The following is a 19,056-nucleotide window of genomic DNA, read 5'->3' as shown; positions in this document are numbered from 1 at the left end:
CCGCCGAGGATACCACGACTCGACGGCCGATTCGCCCGCTAGGCCAACACCTCGACCTCGTACCCCGCCCCTCTGAGCGCGTCGAGCACGTCGCCGATGTGGTCGTGCCCGCGCGTCTCGATATCGATCTCGACGTCGGCCTCGTTCATCGCCACGTCCCGTGAGGTCCGATCGTGCTGAATCGCGTAGATGTTCGCCCGCCGTCCGGCGATGATCTCGACGAGGTCCTGCAACGCGCCGGGACGATCCCGGAGGACGGTACGGATCTTCAGATACCGGCCGGTTTCGACCAGCCCGCGGACCAGGACCGTCGTCAACTGATTCGTGTCGATGTTGCCGCCGCACAGCGCCGGAACGATCGTCTCGCTCCCCTCGTAGTCGAAGGTGTCGAACAACAGCGCCGCCAGCGGGACGGCCCCCGCGCCCTCGACGAGCGTCTTCGACCGTTCGAGCAGATACGTCAGCGCCACGGCGATCTGCTCGTCGTCGACGGTCACGACCTCGTCGACGCGCTCGCGGATGACCTCGAAGGGCCGCTCGCCGACCTTCCGGGTGGCGATGCCGTCGGCGATCGTGTTCACGGCGTCGAGTTCGGTGATGTGACCGGTCCGAACCGATTCCGGAAGCGACGCCGCCCCTTCCGCCTGGACGCCGATGAGGCGGACGTCGGGCTTTCGGGCTTTTATAGCCGTGGCGATCCCGGCGATCAGCCCGCCGCCGCCGACGGGTACGACGACGGTGTCGACTTCCGGACAGTCGTCGACGATCTCCAGGCCGATCGTCCCCTGTCCCGCCATCACTTCGTCGTCGTCGAAGGCGTGGACGTACGTCCGTCCCTCGTCGCGCTCGATCTCGTGGGCTTTCGCCTGTGCTTCGTCGTAGTCCGCACCGTAGAGGACCGTGCGCCCGCCGTACCGCTCCGTCGCTTCCACCTTCGAGATGGGGGCGTGCTCCGGCATCACGATCGTCGCGTCGACGCCCGAGCGCGACGCCGCGAGCGCGACCCCCTGGGCGTGGTTTCCCGCGCTCGCCGTCACGACCCCCGCTTCGCGTGCGCCGTCGTCCAACGTGGCGATTCGGTTGGTCGCCCCGCGGATCTTGAACGCGCCCGTCCGCTGGAACGTCTCGAGTTTGAGATGGACGTCCGCGCCGGTCATCTCCGAGAACGTGTGGGAGTACTCTAGGGGCGTCCACCGGACCACATCGTCGATCCGGTCGCGCGCCGCTTCGATGTCGGCGAGAGAGAGCATATCGACCGAAAGTACCCGGTCGCCGCGCCTAAATGTTCGTGTCTGGCAGGCGAGTCTGATCGGTATGGCTCCCCCATCGTAACGACGCCGAACCGCAGTATTCGTCTCACGTGCTGGCCGCACGCTCCCGGAGTTGTCTCGGTTAGAACCGTCGAACCGCTCCGCTCAGGGTGTTAAAGGGGGAAAGGGGGAATGCACGCGTGTGACGTGCACTCGGCTATGATCCCGGGAGATACATAAATATCCCCCACGCAGGGTGAAAGTGAAATCGGCCGACAGCGACCCCCTCCGCGCCGCTGTCTGACGGTTGTCTGTCGCACGTCCGATCCCGTGGTCGCCTCCTTGGCTTGGGTAGTTCGCCCCCGTCGGTCGAACCGAGGTCGGAAACGACTCTCCTCGGTCGAGGCGATTGCATCCGATTCGATGCGACTCCAGTCGAACAAAGCGAATTCGTCGGCCAAAACGGTACCGCGACGCCGACTCGCCTACCGCTCGTCGAGCGGCGGCACCGTCAGGTCATCCGGGCCGACATACCGCGCGCGCGGTCGAATCAAGCGGTTGTCGCCGTACTGTTCGAGGACGTGTGCGATCCACCCCGCGACGCGTGACATCGCGAAGATCGGGGTGTAGGTGTCGATCGGGATACCCATCTGGTAGTACGTCGACGCCGAGTAGAAATCGACGTTGGGCGCGAGCCCCTTTTCCTCTGCGATGTACTCCTCGATGGCGACGGAGTAATCGTACCACTTGGTGTCGCCCGCGGCCTCGGCGAGCGCCTTCGACTTCTCGCCGAGGATCTTCGCGCGGGGGTCCTTCACGTTGTAGACGCGGTGGCCGAATCCGGGGACGCGGCGTCCCTCCGCGAGCGCGTTCTCGACCCACTCGGTGGGTTCGACGTCGCTCTCGTCGACCTCTTTGAGCATTCGCATCACGTTGGCGTTCGCGCCGCCGTGCAGCGACCCGGAGAGCGTCCCCACGGCGGAGGTGACGGCGCTGTGGAGGTCAGCGAGCGTCGAGGCCGTCACCATCGCCGAGAACGTCGATGCGTTCAGGCCGTGGTCGGCGTGGAGCACGAGCGCGATGTCGAACGTCTCCGCGAGCACCTCGTCGGGTTCCTCGCCGTTGAGCATATACAGGAAGTTCTCGGCGTGGTCGAGGTCCTCTCGCGGTTCGATCGGCTCGTCGCCGTTTCGGATGCGCTCGAACGCCGCCAGCGCGGTCGGAACCTTTGCCGTGATTCGGCAGGCCATCCGCAGGTTCGCGTCGAGATCGGTCACGTCCTCGTGATCTGCGTCCTCGTCGTACGCCGACAGCGCGGAGACGATCGTTCGCAGCGCGGCCATCGGGACCTCCTCGGCCTCGGCGAGCTTTCTGACCACCGAGAGCACCTCGTCGTCGATCGATCTGGCCCCGGCCATCCACGACGCGAAATCCTGGAGCTCCTCGGCGTCGGGGAGGTCGTCGTGCCACAGCAGATAGACGACTTCCTCGTAAGACGCCTCGCGGGCCAGGTCCTCGATCGGGTAGCCGCGGTAGACCAGTTTCCCGGCGTCGCCGTCGATATAACTCAGTTCCGACTCGGCGACGAGGACGCCTTCCAGCCCCCGCTTTAGGTCGTCTGACATACCTATTCAGTTTCCTACCGTGTGAAAAAAGCGTTATCGTTTCCTGGTGTCGGACGACCCCCCGGCACCGCGCACGCCGATTCGCCGGTCCAGCGCGCGTGCGGACCATTCCGGTGCATCTGGAATACCAGCACAGCAGGAATACGGAAGCCGAAAGAGTTGTCGCGGACGCCTCGCACTGCGAGCACCAAGCGTTTTTGTCGTCCGCGTCGAACCGCGAGGTATGGATCCCCAGGACGTCGAGTACGAGCCGGTCAGCGTCAAGGAGGTGCTCGCGGAGATGAAAGACACCGCGGAGCTCCTCATCGATCTCTCGTACTCCGCCGTCCTCAACGGAAGCGACGAGATCGCCCGCGAGGTGCTGGAACTCGAAGGGCGGATGGATATCCTCCAGTTACAGGGGCGAATGAGTCTCCTGATGGCGGCTCGAAGCCCCGAAGACGCCGAACAGCTCGCGCCGGTGCTCGGCGTGATGGGCGCGGCCGAGAAGATCTCGAACGCCGCCGGAGACATCGCGAAGATCGTGCTCGAAGACATCGGGATGCCCGACGCGATCCGCACCGCGCTCCCCGAAGCGATTGAGGTGTTAGTCCGCGCGACCGTCGACGACGGCTCTCCGTACGCCGAGCGGACGCTCCTGGACATCAATATGGAGACCGAGATGGGCGTCCGCGTCATCGCCATCCGACGCGAGTCCGTCACGGGCAAGCGGCGCTGGCTGATGAACCCCGGCCCCGACAGCAGGCTACAGCCGGGAGACTCGCTCCTGCTTCGCGGTCCGCTGGACGGCATCGAGGCGGTCTACGAGTCCGTCTCGGGGAACCCCTACGAGGTCCCTGACGCGGTCGATCCGCCGATTGAGGACCTCGAACGTGCCGTCGATTCTATCACGCTGATGAAGGACATGAGCGAGCTCGCGGTCGATCTGGCCTACGGCGCGGTGCTGTTCGACAGCGAGGGGGTCGCCGAGGAGGTCAAAGAGCTCGAAGCCGAAGTGGACGCGCTGAAATCCCGGTTCGAGGCGTGGACGCTGCGCGCGGCGAGCCGCGTCGAGGACCCGGTTCGACTCCGCGGGCTCGTCCATCTCGCCTCGGCGACGGAGGTCATCTCCGACGCGGCACTCGAAATCAGCGAGGGCGTCCTCCGCGGCATCGACGCCCATCCCGTCGTGGCCGCCGCCGTCGAGGAGTCCGACGAGGTGATCGTTCGGCTCTCCGTCGCTCCCGACGCCCCGCTCGCGGGCACGACGCTCGGCGAACAGATGGTCAAGACCGAAACGGGAATGCGTGTGATCGCCGTCCGCCGCGGCGGCGACGACGGCGAATGGGTGGTCCAGCCGGGGTCGATGACGGAACTCCGCGGCGGCGACGTCATCATCGCGAAGGGGACCCGCGCCGGGGCGAATCGGCTGAGCGAACTCGTCGGAGATGCGAGCGATTTCGACGAATAGCGATTCGACGAATAGCGGCTGCCAGCCACGCACTACGCTCGACGCGGTGGCACACGCTACGCAGTGCTACACCCTATGCAGTCTACACGCTACGCAGTGCTACAACTCTCTAGTCAGTCGAACCACTTCGACGACCGTGAGGGCCGACGCGACGAGCAGCGCCGTCGACGTCGCGAGGACGAACGCGAGGACCAGAAACCACCCTTCGGGACCCAGCACGGGATACTCGCGCGTTCCCGCGAAGGGGCCGAACAGTTCCAACACGCGGGCGACGTAGACGGCGACCGCGAGGGCGACGCCGACGCCGACGCCGATGGCCGCGTTTCGCGGGACGCGGAGCGCGCGGACCAACCCCGATTGCGGTGGTCGGTCGGGAACCTCTTCGCTCACACCGAACCCTTTCCACGCGGTCGACAAAGCGTCGTCGGTCAGTCCCGTGCCCCGGCGACCAGCCACGAGACCGCACGCAGGCGACGCCGTGGCGGAGACCGAACCCCTAAAGGCCGACCCCTCCGAGAGTCGAGTAATGACGACACTCGGCACGGCGAGTGCGGCCCCCGGCGAGCTTGATACGGGCCGTCTGGCGGTGGGCGAATCCCGCGACGGCTCGACCGTCGGGCTGCCCTGTGCGGTCGTGAACGGCGCCGAAGACGGGAAGACACTCTATCTGCAGGCGGCCTCCGACGGCGACGAACTGAACGGTGTCGGCGTCATCAGCCGGGTCGTCCCGCGGCTCGACCCCGCGGAGCTCTCGGGAACGATCCTCGTCGTCGGCATCGTCAACTACCACGCGTTTCAGGTGGCTGAGCACCGGAACCCGATCGACGACACGAAGATGAACCGCGCGTACCCCGGCGACGAGAACGGGACCTCTTCGGAACGCATCGCCGCGGCGACGTTCGACGCGGCGACCCGCGCGGACCTGATCCTCGATCTTCATCAGGGGTCGACCTCCCGGATGATCGACGAGGTCCGCGTCCGCTGCGGCCGCCGCCACCGCCTTCACGACGAGTGTCTCGACCTCGCGAAAACGTTCGGCTGCGGTCACATCCTCGATCAGAAGGGCCCCGAGGGACAACTCGCTCGCGCGGGTCCCGACAAGGGAATTCCGACGATCGATCCCGAACTCGGCGGCTGCGTCGGCTGGGACGACGACAGCATCGCTACTGGTGTCGACGGCGTGTTCAACGTGCTCCGCGCGTACGGTTTCCTGCCGGGCGAGGCGACCACTGACCGGCAGATCCGCGCGAGGGGATTCGACCAGTACGGCTCGCCGAGCGGCGGACTCGTCCGTTTCGACGTCGACCTCGGCGAGCGGGTCACCGCGGGTGACCTCCTCTTCGAGGTGACGGACGTCTTCGGCGAGTTGAAGGCCCGCGTGACCGCGAAGAACGACGGCATCTTCTGGCGCACCCGCCGACTGCCGCAGGTCGCGACCGGCGAGTACGTCTGCTCGGTCGGGACCACCGTCGACACGTACTGAGATGCGTTCCGCGCTCTCCCTCTCCTGTTCCGCCTGCGATCGAACGTACGACGAGTGGGCGTGGCGCTGTGACTGCGGCGCTCCGCTGGATTTCGAATCTCGGTTCGGCCCCGAGGAAGTCGGGACGGACCCACCGGAGTCGTGGGCGGACACCCGCGCCGGTCTGTGGTCCTTTCACGACCTGCTCCCGGTCGACTCGCGCGTCTCGCTCGGCGAGGGGCTGACGCCGCTCGTCGACGCGCCCGACTGGAGCGCGGCGTTCAAACTCGAATACGTCTTTCCCACCGGCTCATTCAAGGACCGCGGCGCGACGGTGACGCTCTCGCTGGCGGCCGAGCTCGGCGTGGACCGAGTCGTCGAGGACTCCTCGGGCAACGCGGGCGCGTCGATCGCGACCTACGCGGCCCGGGCGGGTATCGACGCCGAGATCTACGTCCCGGCGTCGGTCAAACCCGCGAAGCGCCGGACGATCGAGCGGACCGGCGCGACGGTCGTCCCGGTGAACGGGAGTCGCGAGGACGTGACGGCCGCCTGCGTCGACGCCGTCGAGCAGAGCTCAACAAGTCCCCCCTCTCAGGCTCGTGGGGACGCCGTCGATTCCGGGGGCGCGTGGTACGCCTCCCACGCCTGGAACCCGGCCTTTTTCGCGGGCACGGCGACGTTCGCCTACGAGGTGTGCGCCCAGCGGGACTGGGACGCCCCGGACGCCGTCGTCGCACCCCTCGGGCACGGCACGCTCTTTCTCGGTGCCTATCGCGGCTTTCGCGACCTCTACGACCTCGGCTGGATCGACCAGATGCCGCGACTCCTCGGCGCGCAGGCCGCCGGATACGCGCCGATCGCCGCGGAACTCCACGGGTCGGAAGCGGTCGGAACGAACGACGTCGCCGACGGCATCCAGATCCGAGAGCCGGTCCGAAAATCGCAGATCCTCGACGCGATCGACGCCACCGACGGCGACGCCATCGCGCTCTCGTCCGCGGCGGTCGAGCGCGAACTCGACGCGCTCCATCGACGCGGGTTCTACGTCGAGCCGACCAGTGCGGTCGCCCCCGCGGCGCTCGGCGTTTACCGCGAACGCGGCGTCGTCGCTCCCGACGACGACGTCGTCGTCCCGCTCACCGGGAGCGGTTTGAAACTGTCGTGATCCCGTGTCTGCCGGTCACCGGCGGCGCATCTGCTCGTCCCAGTCGATCCACTCCTGCTCCCAGCCGGTCCTCGCGAAATAGCCGGGTTCGCTGGCGCGCTCGGCGTCCTCTCTAATAGTCCGATTTCGCGCGGGTGCGCTCCCCTGCTCGCCGTCGACGAGCAGCGGCTTGAACGCCACCGGACCGCAGCGCTCGACCACCGAGCCGGAATCGTCGACGACGGCGAGAGTCTGTTCGGGACCGCCGAGCGGGAGGACGAGTTTGCCGCCGGGGGCGAGCTGCTCGACGAGTCGCTTCGGCGGTTCGATCGCCGCGGCCTCGACTAAGATCCGATCGAAGGGGGCGTACTCTTGGAATCCGCGCGCGCCGTCGCGGGCGTCGACGAGGACGCCCCCGTAGCCCGCGGATTCGAGGTTCGACCGCGCCGCGTAGACGAGCCGTCGATCGATGTCGACCGCGTGGACGCGCGTGTCGCCGACGAGTTCGGCGAGGATCGCGGCCGTGTAGCCGACACCCGCGCCGACGACGAGCACGTCGCCGGTCGGCTCGGTGTCTGAGTCCCTATCCGAATCGCCGTCGCTCGCCGAGTCGCTGTCTGTCGCCGAGCCGCTATCGATCGCTGAGTCGGGAAGCGCGACGTTCCGCGCGTCGACGTCGAGCGCGGTCAGGAGGCGCGCGACCATCTCGGGAGCGAGCACCGTCGTCCCGGCGACCTCGCTCCGGCCGTCGTACGGCGCGTCGTCGATGAAGTCCTCGCGGGGGACCGTCCGCATCGCGAGCGCGACGGCCCCGTCGATCGACAGCCGCGCCTCCAGGCTGTCGACCATCTCGCCGCGGAGGTCCCCGGGGTCCATATTCGCACTCCGGCGCGCGCACTAATCAACTGCACGCTCCGCGCTCCGCAACTAGATATTCCAGCGCAATCAACCGGACATTTCCGCGTCACCAACCAGCCATTTCAGCGCCACTGACAGGGCATACCGGAGTCATCAGTGGTTGGTCGACCAGGGCCGCATCGCCGATGACAGTTCGACTAGTCCCGTCTCGCCGACGGCTCTGCCGCTCTCTCATCCGGAAACGTCGCCACCGACCGCTCACCCGCGAATCCGGACGAACCGCACGCCTCCGTGCTCGCTCCGGTCGAACGTCCCGTTCTCGCACTTTTCGAGGACGACGAGTTCTTGATAGACGTCGCCGACGGGAGCGACGAGGCGACCGCCGGGCGCGACCTGCTCGCGGAGCGCGCTCGGAACGCTGGGTGCGGCGCAGGTGAGGTACGCGCCGTCGAACGGGGCGTGTCCGGCCCACCCCTCCCGTCCGTCGCCGACGCGGATCGAAACGCGACGCTCGTATCCCAGTCTGGAGAGTGTCTCACGCGCCTTCGATGCGAGGTCGGGATCGAATTCGACCGAGTAGACGTGTCCCTCTGAAACCAATTCGGCGGTCACCGCGGCGTGATAGCCGCAACCGGTCCCGATTTCGAGGATCTGCCGATCGGGAGTGGGATCGAGCAACTCGGCCATCACAGCGACCATATGCGGCGCGCTCACGGTCTGTCCGCTGCCGATCGAGAGCGGCATGTCGTCGTAGGCGCGGTCGCGGATGCCTCGGGGGACGAACTCGTGGCGCGGCACGGCTTCGAGGGCGTCAGCGACACGGTCGCTCTCGACGTGTCCCCGCTCGCGCAATCGCTCGACGAGCGCTCGTCGTTCGGCTGCCCGTTCGGTGCTCACGATACAGCGTTAGCGCTCCGCGCAGTCGAATCTTTCCCCGAGGGAACTGGCTGAAAACCGGTTCGTTACCAGGCCGACCAGGCCGACGTGGTCTGGTCCGTGCCGTAGAGTCGCTTGACGTCTTTCGCGTACACCATATCTCCGTCGTGATCGAACTTCCCGTGACGGTACTCGGGCGCGTCCTGGCGGACCTGAATCGCCTTGATGATGAACTCCTCGTCGCCGAAGGACTCGGTCTCGCCGACGACGAACTCGTGGTCGCCAGGCAGTTGCAGGTCGAAGCTCCGCGTGTCCTTTCGATCGCCGGTGCCCTCCTTCGGGTTGACGGTCACGTTCACCGTCACGTTGTCGACGGCGCGGGTCCAGATCGTGTTGACCTCTTCGACCGTCGCCTCCTCGGCGCGCTGCTCGGGGCCGACCTCGATCCCGGTAATTCGGACGAGCATTATCGCCTCGGGGCTGTCGACGATGAACTCCTCGCCGACCGCGACCGTCTCGTCAAGCGGCGCGTCGACGGTCGTCGAGAACGACTCGTCGTCCTGGGAGACGATGACGTCGCGTTCGACTTCCGTCTCCGATTCGATCCGAACCTTGTGCACGTGGCTGCACTCCGTGCATCGGACGGTGCGGTGGCCGCCGCCCTCTTTCAGTACCTCGTGGACCGTCGGTTCGGCGGGCGAACAGGAGGGACATTCGACCGCGATGCGGTCCTGTGGTGCGCTCATACGGCCTCCTATCCCGTCTGGCCGTAAAAGTCCGCCCTTCCGCACGTCGCGTGGGAGGCGCTGGCTCACTCGGCTCCCGCTCGCGGCTTCGCCGCTCGACGTCGGGGTCGTAGACCTCCCCCACTCACGGTTTCACCGCTCGCTCACCGAGGCAGTTCTACTGCCTCGCCGTCCGCCGTCACGGTCGGCTCCCGAATGATCCCGTCGAGGTGCAGCGGCGCGTCGGTGTCGCCGCCGATCCCCGCGTCGTCGCCGATGGCGATGTGGACCGTACCCGCGGCCTTCTCATCTAAGAGCACCGAGCCGACGAGTTCGGTCACGCCCACGTTGGTGCCGATGCCCAACTCCGCGAGGTTGTAGGCGTCGCGGCCGACCTCCTCGGCTGCCGCCTCGACTTGGCCGCGGATTTCGTCGTCGGAAATATCGGTCACGTACCCGTCTTCGACCTCGAAGCGGAGCGTCTCTCCGTCGCCGAGCAATCCGTGCGGACGCATCGTGCCGTCGACGACGTAGGTGCCGTTCGCGTTCGTCGGCGAGACGAACACCTCGCCCGCGGGGAGGTTCGAGAACCCGCCCGCCTCGTGGACGATGCCGGTGTCGGTGTTCCACGACCTGCCCGCCATCTCGAAGGTGATGTCCGTCCCCGCGGGCGCGGTCACCCGGATCTCCTCGGCGTCTCCCACCTGGTCGAGGACGTCGCGGCAGTGCCCCGCGATGGCGTCGTAGTCGGCGTCCAACCCCGTGACGAAGACGTCTTCGGTGATTCCGGGGAGCGTCGCCCCGCGTGCGCCAGCCTCGCAGGCGCTTCCGCGGGCGCGAGTGTGGCTGATGCTCTTCGTCGTCGGCGCGAGGAAGACGTCGGCGGCGGCCATCGCGGCCGCGACCGGCGCGGGCGGTTCCTCGCCGTGCTGGTCGCCCGGCGGATATCGGAGGATCGTCGTCTCCTCTGTGACCGCGCGTGCGGCCTCGTACAGGGCCTCGCCGATCGGCCGCCGCTCGTCGTCGGTCACGATCACGCACGACTCCGACGCGTCGAGTGCCATACACTGCTCGATCGCCGTCGCCGCGGCGGTCGCGAGTCCGTCGTTCGACATACGCCCGTCTGCGTCGTCCGCGGAGTTAGGCGTTCGGATTATGCCGGTTCTATCGACGGAGCGTCGTCGAAACGGGGGTCAACGCGTGGTCGGCGGCAGTACTCGGATCCGGGGAAATCGCCCGCATTACTCGCCGAGGAGTTAATTTCTCGACGATTCGCTCCGAAATAACTATGCGTCTGCTCCCCGGATTTCCGGGTGATGATACGAGTGGGTGTCAACGGCTACGGAACGATCGGCAAGCGGGTCGCCGACGCCGTCGCGGCCCAGCCCGATATGGAAGTCGTGGGCGTTGCCAAGACACAGCCCAACTTCGAGGCGCACACCGCCGTCGAGCGCGGCTACTCGATGTACGCGGCGATCCCCGAGCGCGCGCCGCTCTTCGGCGACGCGGGAATCGACATCGCGGGCGTCGTCGACGAGATGGTCGCCGACGCCGACGTGATCGTCGACTGCACGCCCTCGGGTATCGGCGCGGAGAACCGATCGCTGTACGCCTCCTACGACACGCCTGCCATCTTCCAGGGCGGCGAGGGTGCGGAGGTCGCCCAAGTGAGCTTCAACGCCCGTTCGAACTACGACGACGCCCGCGGCGCGGACACCGTCCGCGTCGTCTCCTGTAACACCACGGGACTCTCGCGCATCGTCGCGCCGCTGGAGGAATCATACGGCGTCGAGAAGGTTCGCGCAACGCTCGTTCGCCGCGGCGGCGACCCGAGCCAGAACTCCCGCGGTCCGATCAACGACATCCTCCCGGACCCGATCGCAATCCCCTCGCATCACGGGCCCGACGTGAAGACCATCTTCCCCAATCTCGAAATCGACACGATGGGACTGAAGGTGCCCGCGACGCTGATGCACGTCCACGCGCTCAACGTCACGCTCGAATCGGACGTGACGGCCGCACACGTCCGCCAACTCTTGGAGGGCGAGTCCCGCGTGTACGTCATTCCGGAGGGGCTCGGCCTCGACGGGGCTGGCAAATTAAAGGACTTCGCGCTCGACGCCGGACGTCCGCGCGGGGACCTCTGGGAGAACTGCGCGTGGGGCGAGTCGATCGCCGTCGAGGGCCGCGACCTGTATCTCTTCCAGGCGATCCACCAGGAGTCAGACGTCATCCCCGAGAACGTCGACGCCATCCGCGCGATGACGGAGTCGGCCGACGCCGAGGAGAGTATCGAACGCACGAACCGGACGATCGGTATCGGTCTCGCGGGCAACCCCTCCGGCTTCGACGAATCCGATCGGGTCGGCGTCGAAGCCGCAGACGACTGATCTCTGCCGCAGACGACTGGTTCCTGTCGCCGAGCACCGAACGACGGCGACGGACGTTTATTAGCTGGCCGGGCGTGTCCCCGCCCGTGACCGACGACACCCCCTCTCCGGACTCCTCGATCCCGGAATCGGACCGCGAAGACCTCCAGCGACTGCTCGCCGCGTTCGACGCCTTGGCGGAGACCGTCGATTCTCCGACGGAACGCGAGCGGGTGCGGAGCGCTCGGCGCGCGGCGGTCGTCGCCGCTGCGGACGCACCCGTGTTCGGAAAAGTCATCCGCGGGTTCGATCGGAGCGACCTCGCGGAGGCGTTCCTCGGGTGCGTGCTGTTCGGCATCCCGATGTTCGTCGAGGGCGGCACGAACGAGGTCGGACAGGTGTTGGCGACCCGCCCGATTTCGCTCGTCGGTACTGCCCTCGGGACGATCGGGCTCGTCGTCGGGATCCTCTACGTCGCGGACATCCAGGACGTGCGGGTGCAGGACCCGTTCTTCGGCCTCATACCGCGGCGGCTCGTCGGCATTCTCGGCGTTTCGTTTCTCACGGCGCTGGTCGTGATGACCGCGTGGGGCCGAGTCGAGTGGTCGACGCCGGTGCTCGCGCTCGCGACGATCGTCGTCGCGTTCGTTCCGATGAGCGTCGGCGCGGCCCTCGGAGACATCCTTCCCGGTACCTGACCAGCGACACGAGGTCGCACCCGAGTCAGCGTTCGGATCGCTTCACTCGCGTTTCAGCGCTTCGACGCCAGCGAGCGGCTGGCCGGTCAGCGCGCGGATGTACGCGCCGCCCGCGATCGAGACGTGATCGAAGTCGGCCTCGTCCATCCCGTACATCTCGATCGCGCGGGAGGTGTCGCCGCCGCCGACGACGGAGAAGCAGTCGGTCTCGGAGATCGCTTCGAGCACGGTGACGGTCCCGATCGAGAAGCGCTCGTCCTCGAAGACGCCGAGCGCGCCCTTCACGAATACGGCCTCCGAGTCGCGGACGACGTCGGCGTATCCCTCCGCGGTCCTGGTTCCGATGTCCAGGAAAGAGACATCCTTCTCCTCGATCGCGTCGACGTCGATCTCGGCTCGCTCGCCCGCGTCGTCCTCGTAGGCCAGGTCTGTCGCGAGCGTGATCTGCTCGCCCCGCTCGTCGAGCATCTCCTCGACCACCTCGTGGTTCGCCTCCCACTGGGAATCGTAGAGATCGGCGTCGGGATCGAGGTCGAATCCGACCGGGTGGCCCGCGGCGCGGAGGAACAGTTCGCCCGCGATGCCGCCGAGCAGGAAGCCGTCGACTTTGTCACCCAGGTTATTCATCACGTCGATGACGTCCGTCGCCTTGGTGCCGCCGACGACCATCGTCACCCGGCCGTCGAACTCCTTGCCAGCGATGGCGGTGTTGGCCTCGTACTCCGTCTGCATCACGCGCCCGGCGTAGGCGGGAAGTACGAGCGGGAAGCCGACGAGCGAGGCGTGCGAACGGTGCGCGGCCGAATAGGCGTCGTTGACGTACGCGTCGACGTGCGGCGCGAGCGACTGCACGAACTCGCTTTCGGCCTTCGTCTCGGGGGCCTCCTCGGGCAGTTCGTCGTCGCACATCCGCGTGTTTTCGAGGAGGAGGATTTCCCCCGGTTCGAGCGCCTCGATGGCGTCGATCGCCGTCGCTCCATAGGTGTCGGCGACGAAGCCGACGTCGCGGTCGACGTGGTCGGCGAGGATGTCGGCGTGGCCCGCCAGCGAGACGAAATCGTCGCGTCCGGGTCGCCCCTGGTGGGCGAGAAGCACGACGCGGTGTCCCGCCTCGGCGAGTTCGCGCACGGTCTCCGCGTGGCGCTCGAAGCGGCGGTTGTCCTGCGGCTCGCCGTCGACGATCGGTGAGTTCATATCGAGGCGGACGAGCACGCGCTGCTCGGTCGGGAGGTCGTCGAGCGTCTCGAACGTGGCGGTCGGCGTGGATGTGGGCATCGGTGGCTGTGAGATGGATTCGGGAAGGACTTACTTAGTCGTAGTCGGATCCGGTCGCGGCGAATCCGGTCACCGGAGTGTCGTCTCGGTGGAGCGCTTGACTGGGTGTCGTCTCGGTGGAGCGGCTCAGCCGTACGTGACGTAGTGGGCGACGTCGAGCATCCGGTTCGAGAAGCCGTACTCGTTGTCGTACCACGTCAGGATCTTGTAGAGGCCGCCGTCGTTGACCTGATTCGTCGACTGCAGGTCGACCGTCGAGGAGAAGGGGAGTCCCTGAATGTCCGAGGAGACGACCTCGTCGTCGGTGTACCCGAGGACGCCCGCCAGGGGACCGGAGTCGGCGGCCGCGCGGAAGGCGCCGTTGATCTCGTCGGTCGACGGCGCGGCGTCGAGGGAGACGACGAGCTCCGTGATCGACCCGTTCGGAACGGGCACGCGAATCGCCATCCCGTCGAGTTTCCCCTCGAGTTGCGGGAGGATCTCGGTCGTCGCCTTCGCCGCTCCGGTCGAGGTGGGGACGATGTTCTCGGCTGCCGCACGCCCGCGGCGCTGCTTCGAGTGCGGGCTGTCGATGAGGTTCTGACTGCCGGTGTAGGCGTGGACCGTCGTCAGGAGGCCGCTCTCGATGCCGAACTCCTCGTCGAGCACTTTCGCGACCGGGCTGACGGAGTTCGTCGTACATGAGGCGTTCGAGACGACGTCCTCGCCGTCGTACTCGTCGTGGTTGACGCCGTAGACGAGTTGCTTGACCGGTTCCTCGCCCTTCGGCGGCGCGGAGATAATGACCTTCTCCGCGCCCGCTTCGAGGTGGGCCGAGGCGTCCTCCTTCGTGCGGAAGATGCCGGTACACTCCAGGGCGACGTCGACGTCGAGTTCGTCCCACGGGAGCTTCGTGGGATCTTGGACGTTGAACAGCGGGACCGACGTGTCGCCGACGACGAGTGAATCGCCGTCGCGGGAGACCTCGTCGAGTCGACCCATCACGGTGTCGTACTTCGCGAGATAGGCCATATCCTCGAAGTCCATCACGTCGTTGATGCCGACGAGTTCGATCTCCGGGTGGTCACGAACCGCCCGAAAGACGTTGCGACCGATCCGCCCGAACCCGTTCAGGGCGACCCGGACGCTGTCTTCGACCCCCGCCGCGGCGTTCAAGTCGAATTTTTCACTCATATTTGAGTACACATATTCCATATACTTGAATCCCTGTGTCATTAAATTCGTCCCGATATCTCCGGATATCGACTTCGATAGTCTTTGTACCGTGTGATTTGTGGAGTTTTATTCGACTCTCTCACATCCGAATCGCCTCCAGTACGTGCAGAACCAATCATCAAACGCGTTACTTCAAACGGAAATGATCAGAACCAATCAGTTTATCCGCGTGAGGAACTCTAAACGGCATAGACCGGGACACGGTGGCGTGCTCTGCCACTGTCCGGCCGAATCGGCCGGGGGGAGAAGGCTTTTCTCCGGAACCTCCCTACGATGGTTCGATGAGAGACGACCGCGACGACCCGTTCGACGATTTCTTCGATGGGATCGAGCGGATGATGGACGAAATGACTGGGAGCGACGCCACTGGGTTCGCCACGGAGACCCACGTCGACGTCTACGACGAGGGATCGTCGCTCCGACTCGTCGCCGATCTCCCGGGTGTCACGAAGGACGGCGTCGAGTTGCAGTGCGACGGCGAGGTGCTCACAATCTCCGCGGCCGGTGACCGCCGCGAGTACGACGAGCGCGTCCGACTGCCCGCGCGCGTCGACGAACACTCCGCGAGCGCCTCGTTCAACAACGGCATTCTCCAGGTCACGTTCGAGAAGATCGACGACTCCGCCTCGATCGACCTCGAGTGAGCCGTCCAGCCCGCTGAACCGTTCGCGTATTTTTACTCGGAGACCCGCTTCCTGACGATCGACGCCGAACGGCAGCGGGTTCGCTATCCGTGCGTTCGCAACGGTTTGTCAGCCGATCGAGCGCTGCCGTTCGAACGCGTGAGTGGAGGCGTCCAGAAACCAGGATAGCGAGTGCCGCCGCTGGAATGGCGAGTCAGCAGCAAAAGCGCGGTTCGTCGCGCGTCGATGGACCGGACGCGACCTTACGAGACGAGCAGCTTCTCGCCCTTCTCGACGTCGATGCGGCACGGCGGCGACATCTTGTTGTACGCGCGTCGGAGTGCGTCCTTCGCGATGTCCGCGTGCTCAGGCTGGCAGTAGATGGTGAAGACGCGCTCGTTGTTCTGAACGCGCGCGGCGGTGCCGACGGGCTTGCCGAACGCCTGTCGCATTCCGTCGGAGACACGGTCCGCACCCGCACCGGTCGCCTGCTTGTTCTCGCGCAGGATCTGGTGGGGGAACTTCCGGAGGACCATCTTGTAGTTCTCCTGGCCGACCTCCTTGAGCATCACGCGGTTCGCCGACAGACGCGCCGACTCCAGCGAGCCGTGGCGGATCTGACACTCCTCTCCGAGGCGGAGGCTGATCTGGATCGGGTAGTCCTCCGGACCGGTCTGGAGGTTACCCATATTGTGCTGTGCGATCTTCGAGCCGGGAATCCCCGTGACGTAGTCGCGCCGCGTGTAGGACGGCTTCGACAGTTCCCGGTACATTGAGGCGGGTTTGTCGGACATAGTTACTTGTGCGGAACAACGCCGATACGACCTAAAAGCGCTTCGAACTGTTCGCCGACCTCACCGGGGGGTCCCTTCCGAAGCCACGTTCGCGGTCGGATCGACCGGCACGAACGCGAGATCCAGTTCGTCGAGCAGCGCGGCCGCGCGGTCTGTGACCGACGGAGCGACGAGCAGTCCGCGAACGCCCTCGTCGGGGAACTCCTCGTCGACGGCCTCGACGTACCGCCGAAGTTGGCTCGCGGCCGACGGACCGACTCGTCGGCGTTTCAACTCCACGACGACCGGCCGTCCCTCGGCGTCCGCACCGAAGATATCCACGGGGCCCGCGGCCGTCTCCCGTTCGGTCGCCGTCGGCTCGAACCCCGGTTCGACGAGCGCCGGATCGTCGAGGATTCGCTGGCGCAGGTCCTCCTCGCTCCCGGTCAGTCGGAGGTCGCTCCGATCGCTCACCTCGTAGGCGGTCACCTGCTCGACGCGCTCGAAGGCGACGTCGAGTCGCTCCGTCGGCGAGGAGCGCTCGCTGCGGATTCGCAGCTGCCCGTCCCGAACGCTCGCGCGGTGGACGCAGCCCGGTGGTTGCCAGTTGACCGGCTTGCGGTTCTCGTCGGTGTGGACGAGGATCGTTCCGTCGGGCTTGCAGACGACGAGCCTGTCACCCGGACCGAGTTCCGAGGACGCCCGCCCGTCGTAGTCGACGCTACACCGACCGAAGGCAGTCACCATCCGACCGTCGCCGAACGCGGCCTCTAAGAGTCCCAGGGCGTCGCGGTGGGTCGGTCGGTGCAGCGTCGTCACGGACATCGATTTCACTCCCCGTTGGCGCTCGCCGGGTAAAAACGGCGCGTCGTCGAGGTCGCCCCGCCGTCACGGGATCACCGCGACACGACGTCGCGGAAGGTAACGGCGGCGACCGCTCCGACCCCGTTCACCACCGCGTCGGCAACGCTCGCCGTGCGGGTTGCCAGCGGGGCCTGCACGAGTTCGACGCCGAGACCGACTGCGGCGGCGAGCGCGACGGCGACCAACAGCGATCCCAGTCTGGAACTCCCTCCCACATCGGCGGCGTCGACCGCATCGGCTGCGTCGACCGCATCGGCTGCGTCGCCCGTATCGGCCGCGTCGGTCGTCTCGAGACTGTCGGCGAGGAGCCACGCGAGAACGCCGTACGCGACGACGTGGGAGAGGGCGAACACGTCGATCCGACTCGCCAGGGATCCGGCGACGCCGAGTTGTCCGCCAGATTCGGGTTGCCCGACCGGTCCCAGTAGGCCGCCGACCGCGGAAAATACCGCGGTCGGGTCGAGGACCGAGGCGAGGACGACGACCCCGATCCACGCGGCCGCGACGCGTCTCGCGAGCGGTCGCGACGGCCGACTGCCGTCCATCACCGGAACTCGCTCACCATCCCGTCGAGCATCGCCTTCCCGGACTTCAGCAGCGACGGTTTGGTGAGGGTGTCGACTTCCTCGCGCGTGAGCTTGAAATCGAAGAGTTCGAGGTTCGCTTTCAGGTGCGTCTCGTCGGTCGATTTCGGAATCACGACGACGTCGCGGTGCTGAATCGCCCACCGGAGCACGATCTGTGCGGGGGTTTTCTCGTACCGCTCGGCGAGCTCTCCGACGTCGTCGTCGCCGAGGACCGTTCCGCGGGCCAGCGGGCTGTAGGCGGTCAGAAACATCCCCTCCGACTGGCAGTACCGCAACATCCGGCGCTGCGGCTTGTACGGGTGAAACTGGATCTGGTTTGTGACGATCGGCGTCTCGGCGGCCGCACGCGCGCGGTCGAGAAACACCTGCGGGAAGTTGCTGACGCCGACGTTGTACACTTCTCCCAGTTCGACGAGGCGGTCCATCGCGCGCATCGTCTTCGAGACCGAGACGATCGGGTTGGGCCAGTGGAGCAAGAGGAGATCGACGTACGGAGTATCGAGTCGGTCGAGACTCGCCCTCGTCGACTTGATCAGGTTATCGTAGCCCGCGTTTCGCGGCGAAACTTTCGTCGTGAGAAAGATATTGTCCCGATCGACGTCCGCGTCGGCGATCGCGCGCCCGACCTCCTCCTCGTTCCCGTACAACTGCGCCGTGTCGACGTGTCGGTATCCGAGTTCGAGCGCCGTCGACACCGTCTCGTAACACGCCTCGCCGGTGAGTTGCCACGTCCCGAGCCCCACCTTCGGAACGCGCGTGCCGTACGCCTCGGCGTACTCCATCTCGACGTCCTCCTCGTCCATACGGGACCGTTCGGTCGCCGCCACCGAGAACGTGTCGGCGGACGCAACTATCGTTGTTCGTGATTTCGAGTGGTGTCATCTCGCAGACGACGTCGCCACTCCGCGTGTGATGAAATGAGAATAGTTCAGAGAACTGCCGCAACCGAATCGGACTCGTCTGCCCGCTCGCCGCCAGCCTCCGTCCGCTACCGCAGTCGCGTTGACTTCTCCGAGTTACAGGCGCTCGAGGTTCGTCGCGCGCGGGCCCTTGTCGGCCTGCTCGATGTCGAACTCGACTTCCTGTCCCTCTTCGAGGTCCGGGCCGCCGATATCTTCCATGTGGAAGAAGACGTCCTCGTCAGCGTCGTCAGTCGAAATGAAGCCGTAGCCGCCCGTGTCGTTGAAGAAGTCAACCTTACCGTTTGCCATTGCAACCGTACCGAGTGGCCCGCGATGTATAACTGTTGTGCGATGCGT

General features: G+C 66.4%; 20 protein-coding genes. 6 read left to right on the top strand and 14 right to left on the bottom strand.

Annotated features, from left to right (window positions below; translation table 11 throughout):
* Positions 1-38: 38 nt before the first annotated feature.
* Entirely contained in the window at positions 39-1,250 is a 1,212-nt protein-coding gene (ilvA, locus tag FJT57_RS05035) for a threonine ammonia-lyase (RefSeq protein ID WP_144902284.1), read from the bottom strand.
* 485 nt (positions 1,251-1,735) lie between these two features.
* Positions 1,736-2,875 (bottom strand): citrate synthase, encoded by a 1,140-nt coding sequence (gene citZ, locus FJT57_RS05030; protein ID WP_144902281.1) that lies wholly within the window; start codon positions 2,873-2,875, stop codon positions 1,736-1,738.
* 223 nt (positions 2,876-3,098) lie between these two features.
* On the opposite strand from citZ, the gene FJT57_RS05025 reads away from it, so the two are divergent.
* The gene (locus FJT57_RS05025; RefSeq protein WP_144902279.1) at positions 3,099-4,325 is read left to right on the top strand and encodes a potassium channel family protein; all 1,227 of its coding nucleotides are present in this window, start codon (positions 3,099-3,101) and stop codon (positions 4,323-4,325) included.
* A 99-nt stretch (positions 4,326-4,424) separates the two neighbouring features.
* Here the strand turns inward: FJT57_RS05025 and FJT57_RS05020 are convergent, their stop codons facing one another.
* Positions 4,425-4,715 (bottom strand): DUF7536 family protein, encoded by a 291-nt coding sequence (locus tag FJT57_RS05020; protein ID WP_144902276.1) that lies wholly within the window; start codon positions 4,713-4,715, stop codon positions 4,425-4,427.
* Between the two features lie 136 nt (positions 4,716-4,851).
* Between FJT57_RS05020 and FJT57_RS05015 the strand changes: the two genes are divergently transcribed.
* The gene (locus FJT57_RS05015; RefSeq protein WP_144902274.1) at positions 4,852-5,808 is read left to right on the top strand and encodes a succinylglutamate desuccinylase/aspartoacylase family protein; all 957 of its coding nucleotides are present in this window, start codon (positions 4,852-4,854) and stop codon (positions 5,806-5,808) included.
* A gap of 1 nt (position 5,809) precedes the next feature.
* Complete coding sequence (locus FJT57_RS05010; protein ID WP_144902271.1) at positions 5,810-6,955, top strand: threonine synthase; 1,146 nt, start codon at positions 5,810-5,812, stop codon at positions 6,953-6,955.
* 15 nt (positions 6,956-6,970) lie between these two features.
* On the opposite strand, the gene FJT57_RS05005 is transcribed toward FJT57_RS05010, so the two are convergent.
* The 4 genes from FJT57_RS05005 to FJT57_RS04990 form a co-directional block, all read right to left on the bottom strand.
* A complete protein-coding gene (locus FJT57_RS05005; RefSeq protein WP_144902268.1) occupies positions 6,971-7,810 on the bottom strand; it encodes a protein-L-isoaspartate O-methyltransferase family protein in 840 nt (279 codons plus the stop codon).
* 240 nt (positions 7,811-8,050) lie between these two features.
* Complete coding sequence (locus FJT57_RS05000; protein ID WP_144902265.1) at positions 8,051-8,689, bottom strand: protein-L-isoaspartate(D-aspartate) O-methyltransferase; 639 nt, start codon at positions 8,687-8,689, stop codon at positions 8,051-8,053.
* Positions 8,690-8,754: 65 nt separating this feature from the next.
* Entirely contained in the window at positions 8,755-9,414 is a 660-nt protein-coding gene (locus FJT57_RS04995; protein WP_144902262.1) for an HVO_0476 family zinc finger protein, read from the bottom strand.
* 143 nt (positions 9,415-9,557) lie between these two features.
* Complete coding sequence (locus FJT57_RS04990) at positions 9,558-10,508, bottom strand: aminopeptidase (protein WP_144902259.1); 951 nt, start codon at positions 10,506-10,508, stop codon at positions 9,558-9,560.
* Between the two features lie 201 nt (positions 10,509-10,709).
* Between FJT57_RS04990 and FJT57_RS04985 the strand changes: the two genes are divergently transcribed.
* Together FJT57_RS04985 and FJT57_RS04980 are read left to right on the top strand one after the other, a co-directional pair.
* Positions 10,710-11,783, top strand: a complete 1,074-nt coding sequence (locus FJT57_RS04985) for a type II glyceraldehyde-3-phosphate dehydrogenase (protein ID WP_144902256.1) — start codon at positions 10,710-10,712, stop codon at positions 11,781-11,783.
* 86 nt (positions 11,784-11,869) lie between these two features.
* Positions 11,870-12,460, top strand: coding sequence for a DUF2391 family protein (locus tag FJT57_RS04980; RefSeq protein WP_203229097.1), 591 nt, complete (start codon positions 11,870-11,872; stop codon positions 12,458-12,460).
* A gap of 42 nt (positions 12,461-12,502) precedes the next feature.
* Here the strand turns inward: FJT57_RS04980 and FJT57_RS04975 are convergent, their stop codons facing one another.
* Positions 12,503-13,735 carry a phosphoglycerate kinase gene (locus tag FJT57_RS04975; RefSeq protein WP_144902253.1) on the bottom strand — a complete coding sequence of 411 codons (1,233 nt, stop codon included), beginning with the start codon at positions 13,733-13,735 and terminating at the stop codon, positions 12,503-12,505.
* Between the two features lie 126 nt (positions 13,736-13,861).
* Positions 13,862-14,908, bottom strand: a complete 1,047-nt coding sequence (gap, locus tag FJT57_RS04970) for a type I glyceraldehyde-3-phosphate dehydrogenase (RefSeq protein ID WP_144902250.1) — start codon at positions 14,906-14,908, stop codon at positions 13,862-13,864.
* A 323-nt stretch (positions 14,909-15,231) separates the two neighbouring features.
* Here gap and FJT57_RS04965 point away from each other — a divergent pair, with 323 nt between their 5' ends.
* A complete protein-coding gene (locus tag FJT57_RS04965; protein WP_144902247.1) occupies positions 15,232-15,594 on the top strand; it encodes an Hsp20/alpha crystallin family protein in 363 nt (120 codons plus the stop codon).
* A gap of 242 nt (positions 15,595-15,836) precedes the next feature.
* Here the strand turns inward: FJT57_RS04965 and FJT57_RS04960 are convergent, their stop codons facing one another.
* The 5 genes from FJT57_RS04960 to FJT57_RS04940 form a co-directional block, all read right to left on the bottom strand.
* Positions 15,837-16,367, bottom strand: coding sequence for a 50S ribosomal protein L16 (locus FJT57_RS04960; protein WP_144902245.1), 531 nt, complete (start codon positions 16,365-16,367; stop codon positions 15,837-15,839).
* Between the two features lie 60 nt (positions 16,368-16,427).
* On the bottom strand, positions 16,428-17,171 hold the full coding sequence (nucS, locus tag FJT57_RS04955) for an endonuclease NucS (RefSeq protein WP_144902242.1): 744 nt from the start codon (positions 17,169-17,171) through the stop codon (positions 16,428-16,430).
* Between the two features lie 71 nt (positions 17,172-17,242).
* A complete protein-coding gene (locus FJT57_RS04950) occupies positions 17,243-17,755 on the bottom strand; it encodes a hypothetical protein (protein WP_144902239.1) in 513 nt (170 codons plus the stop codon).
* Entirely contained in the window at positions 17,755-18,579 is an 825-nt protein-coding gene (locus FJT57_RS04945) for an aldo/keto reductase (RefSeq protein ID WP_144902603.1), read from the bottom strand. The genes FJT57_RS04950 and FJT57_RS04945 overlap by 1 nt, the downstream gene beginning before the upstream one ends.
* Positions 18,580-18,813: 234 nt before the next feature.
* Positions 18,814-19,008: a cold-shock protein gene (locus FJT57_RS04940; protein ID WP_049986547.1), complete on the bottom strand. Its 195-nt coding sequence runs from the start codon at positions 19,006-19,008 to the stop codon at positions 18,814-18,816.
* Positions 19,009-19,056 lie beyond the last annotated feature (48 nt).

The organism is Halobellus captivus, from assembly GCF_007655485.1.
In the GTDB taxonomy this organism is placed as follows: domain Archaea; phylum Halobacteriota; class Halobacteria; order Halobacteriales; family Haloferacaceae; genus Haloquadratum; species Haloquadratum captivum.
The sequence above is the reverse complement of the archived record's forward strand: the minus strand, read 5'-3'. Positions and strand labels throughout refer to the sequence as shown.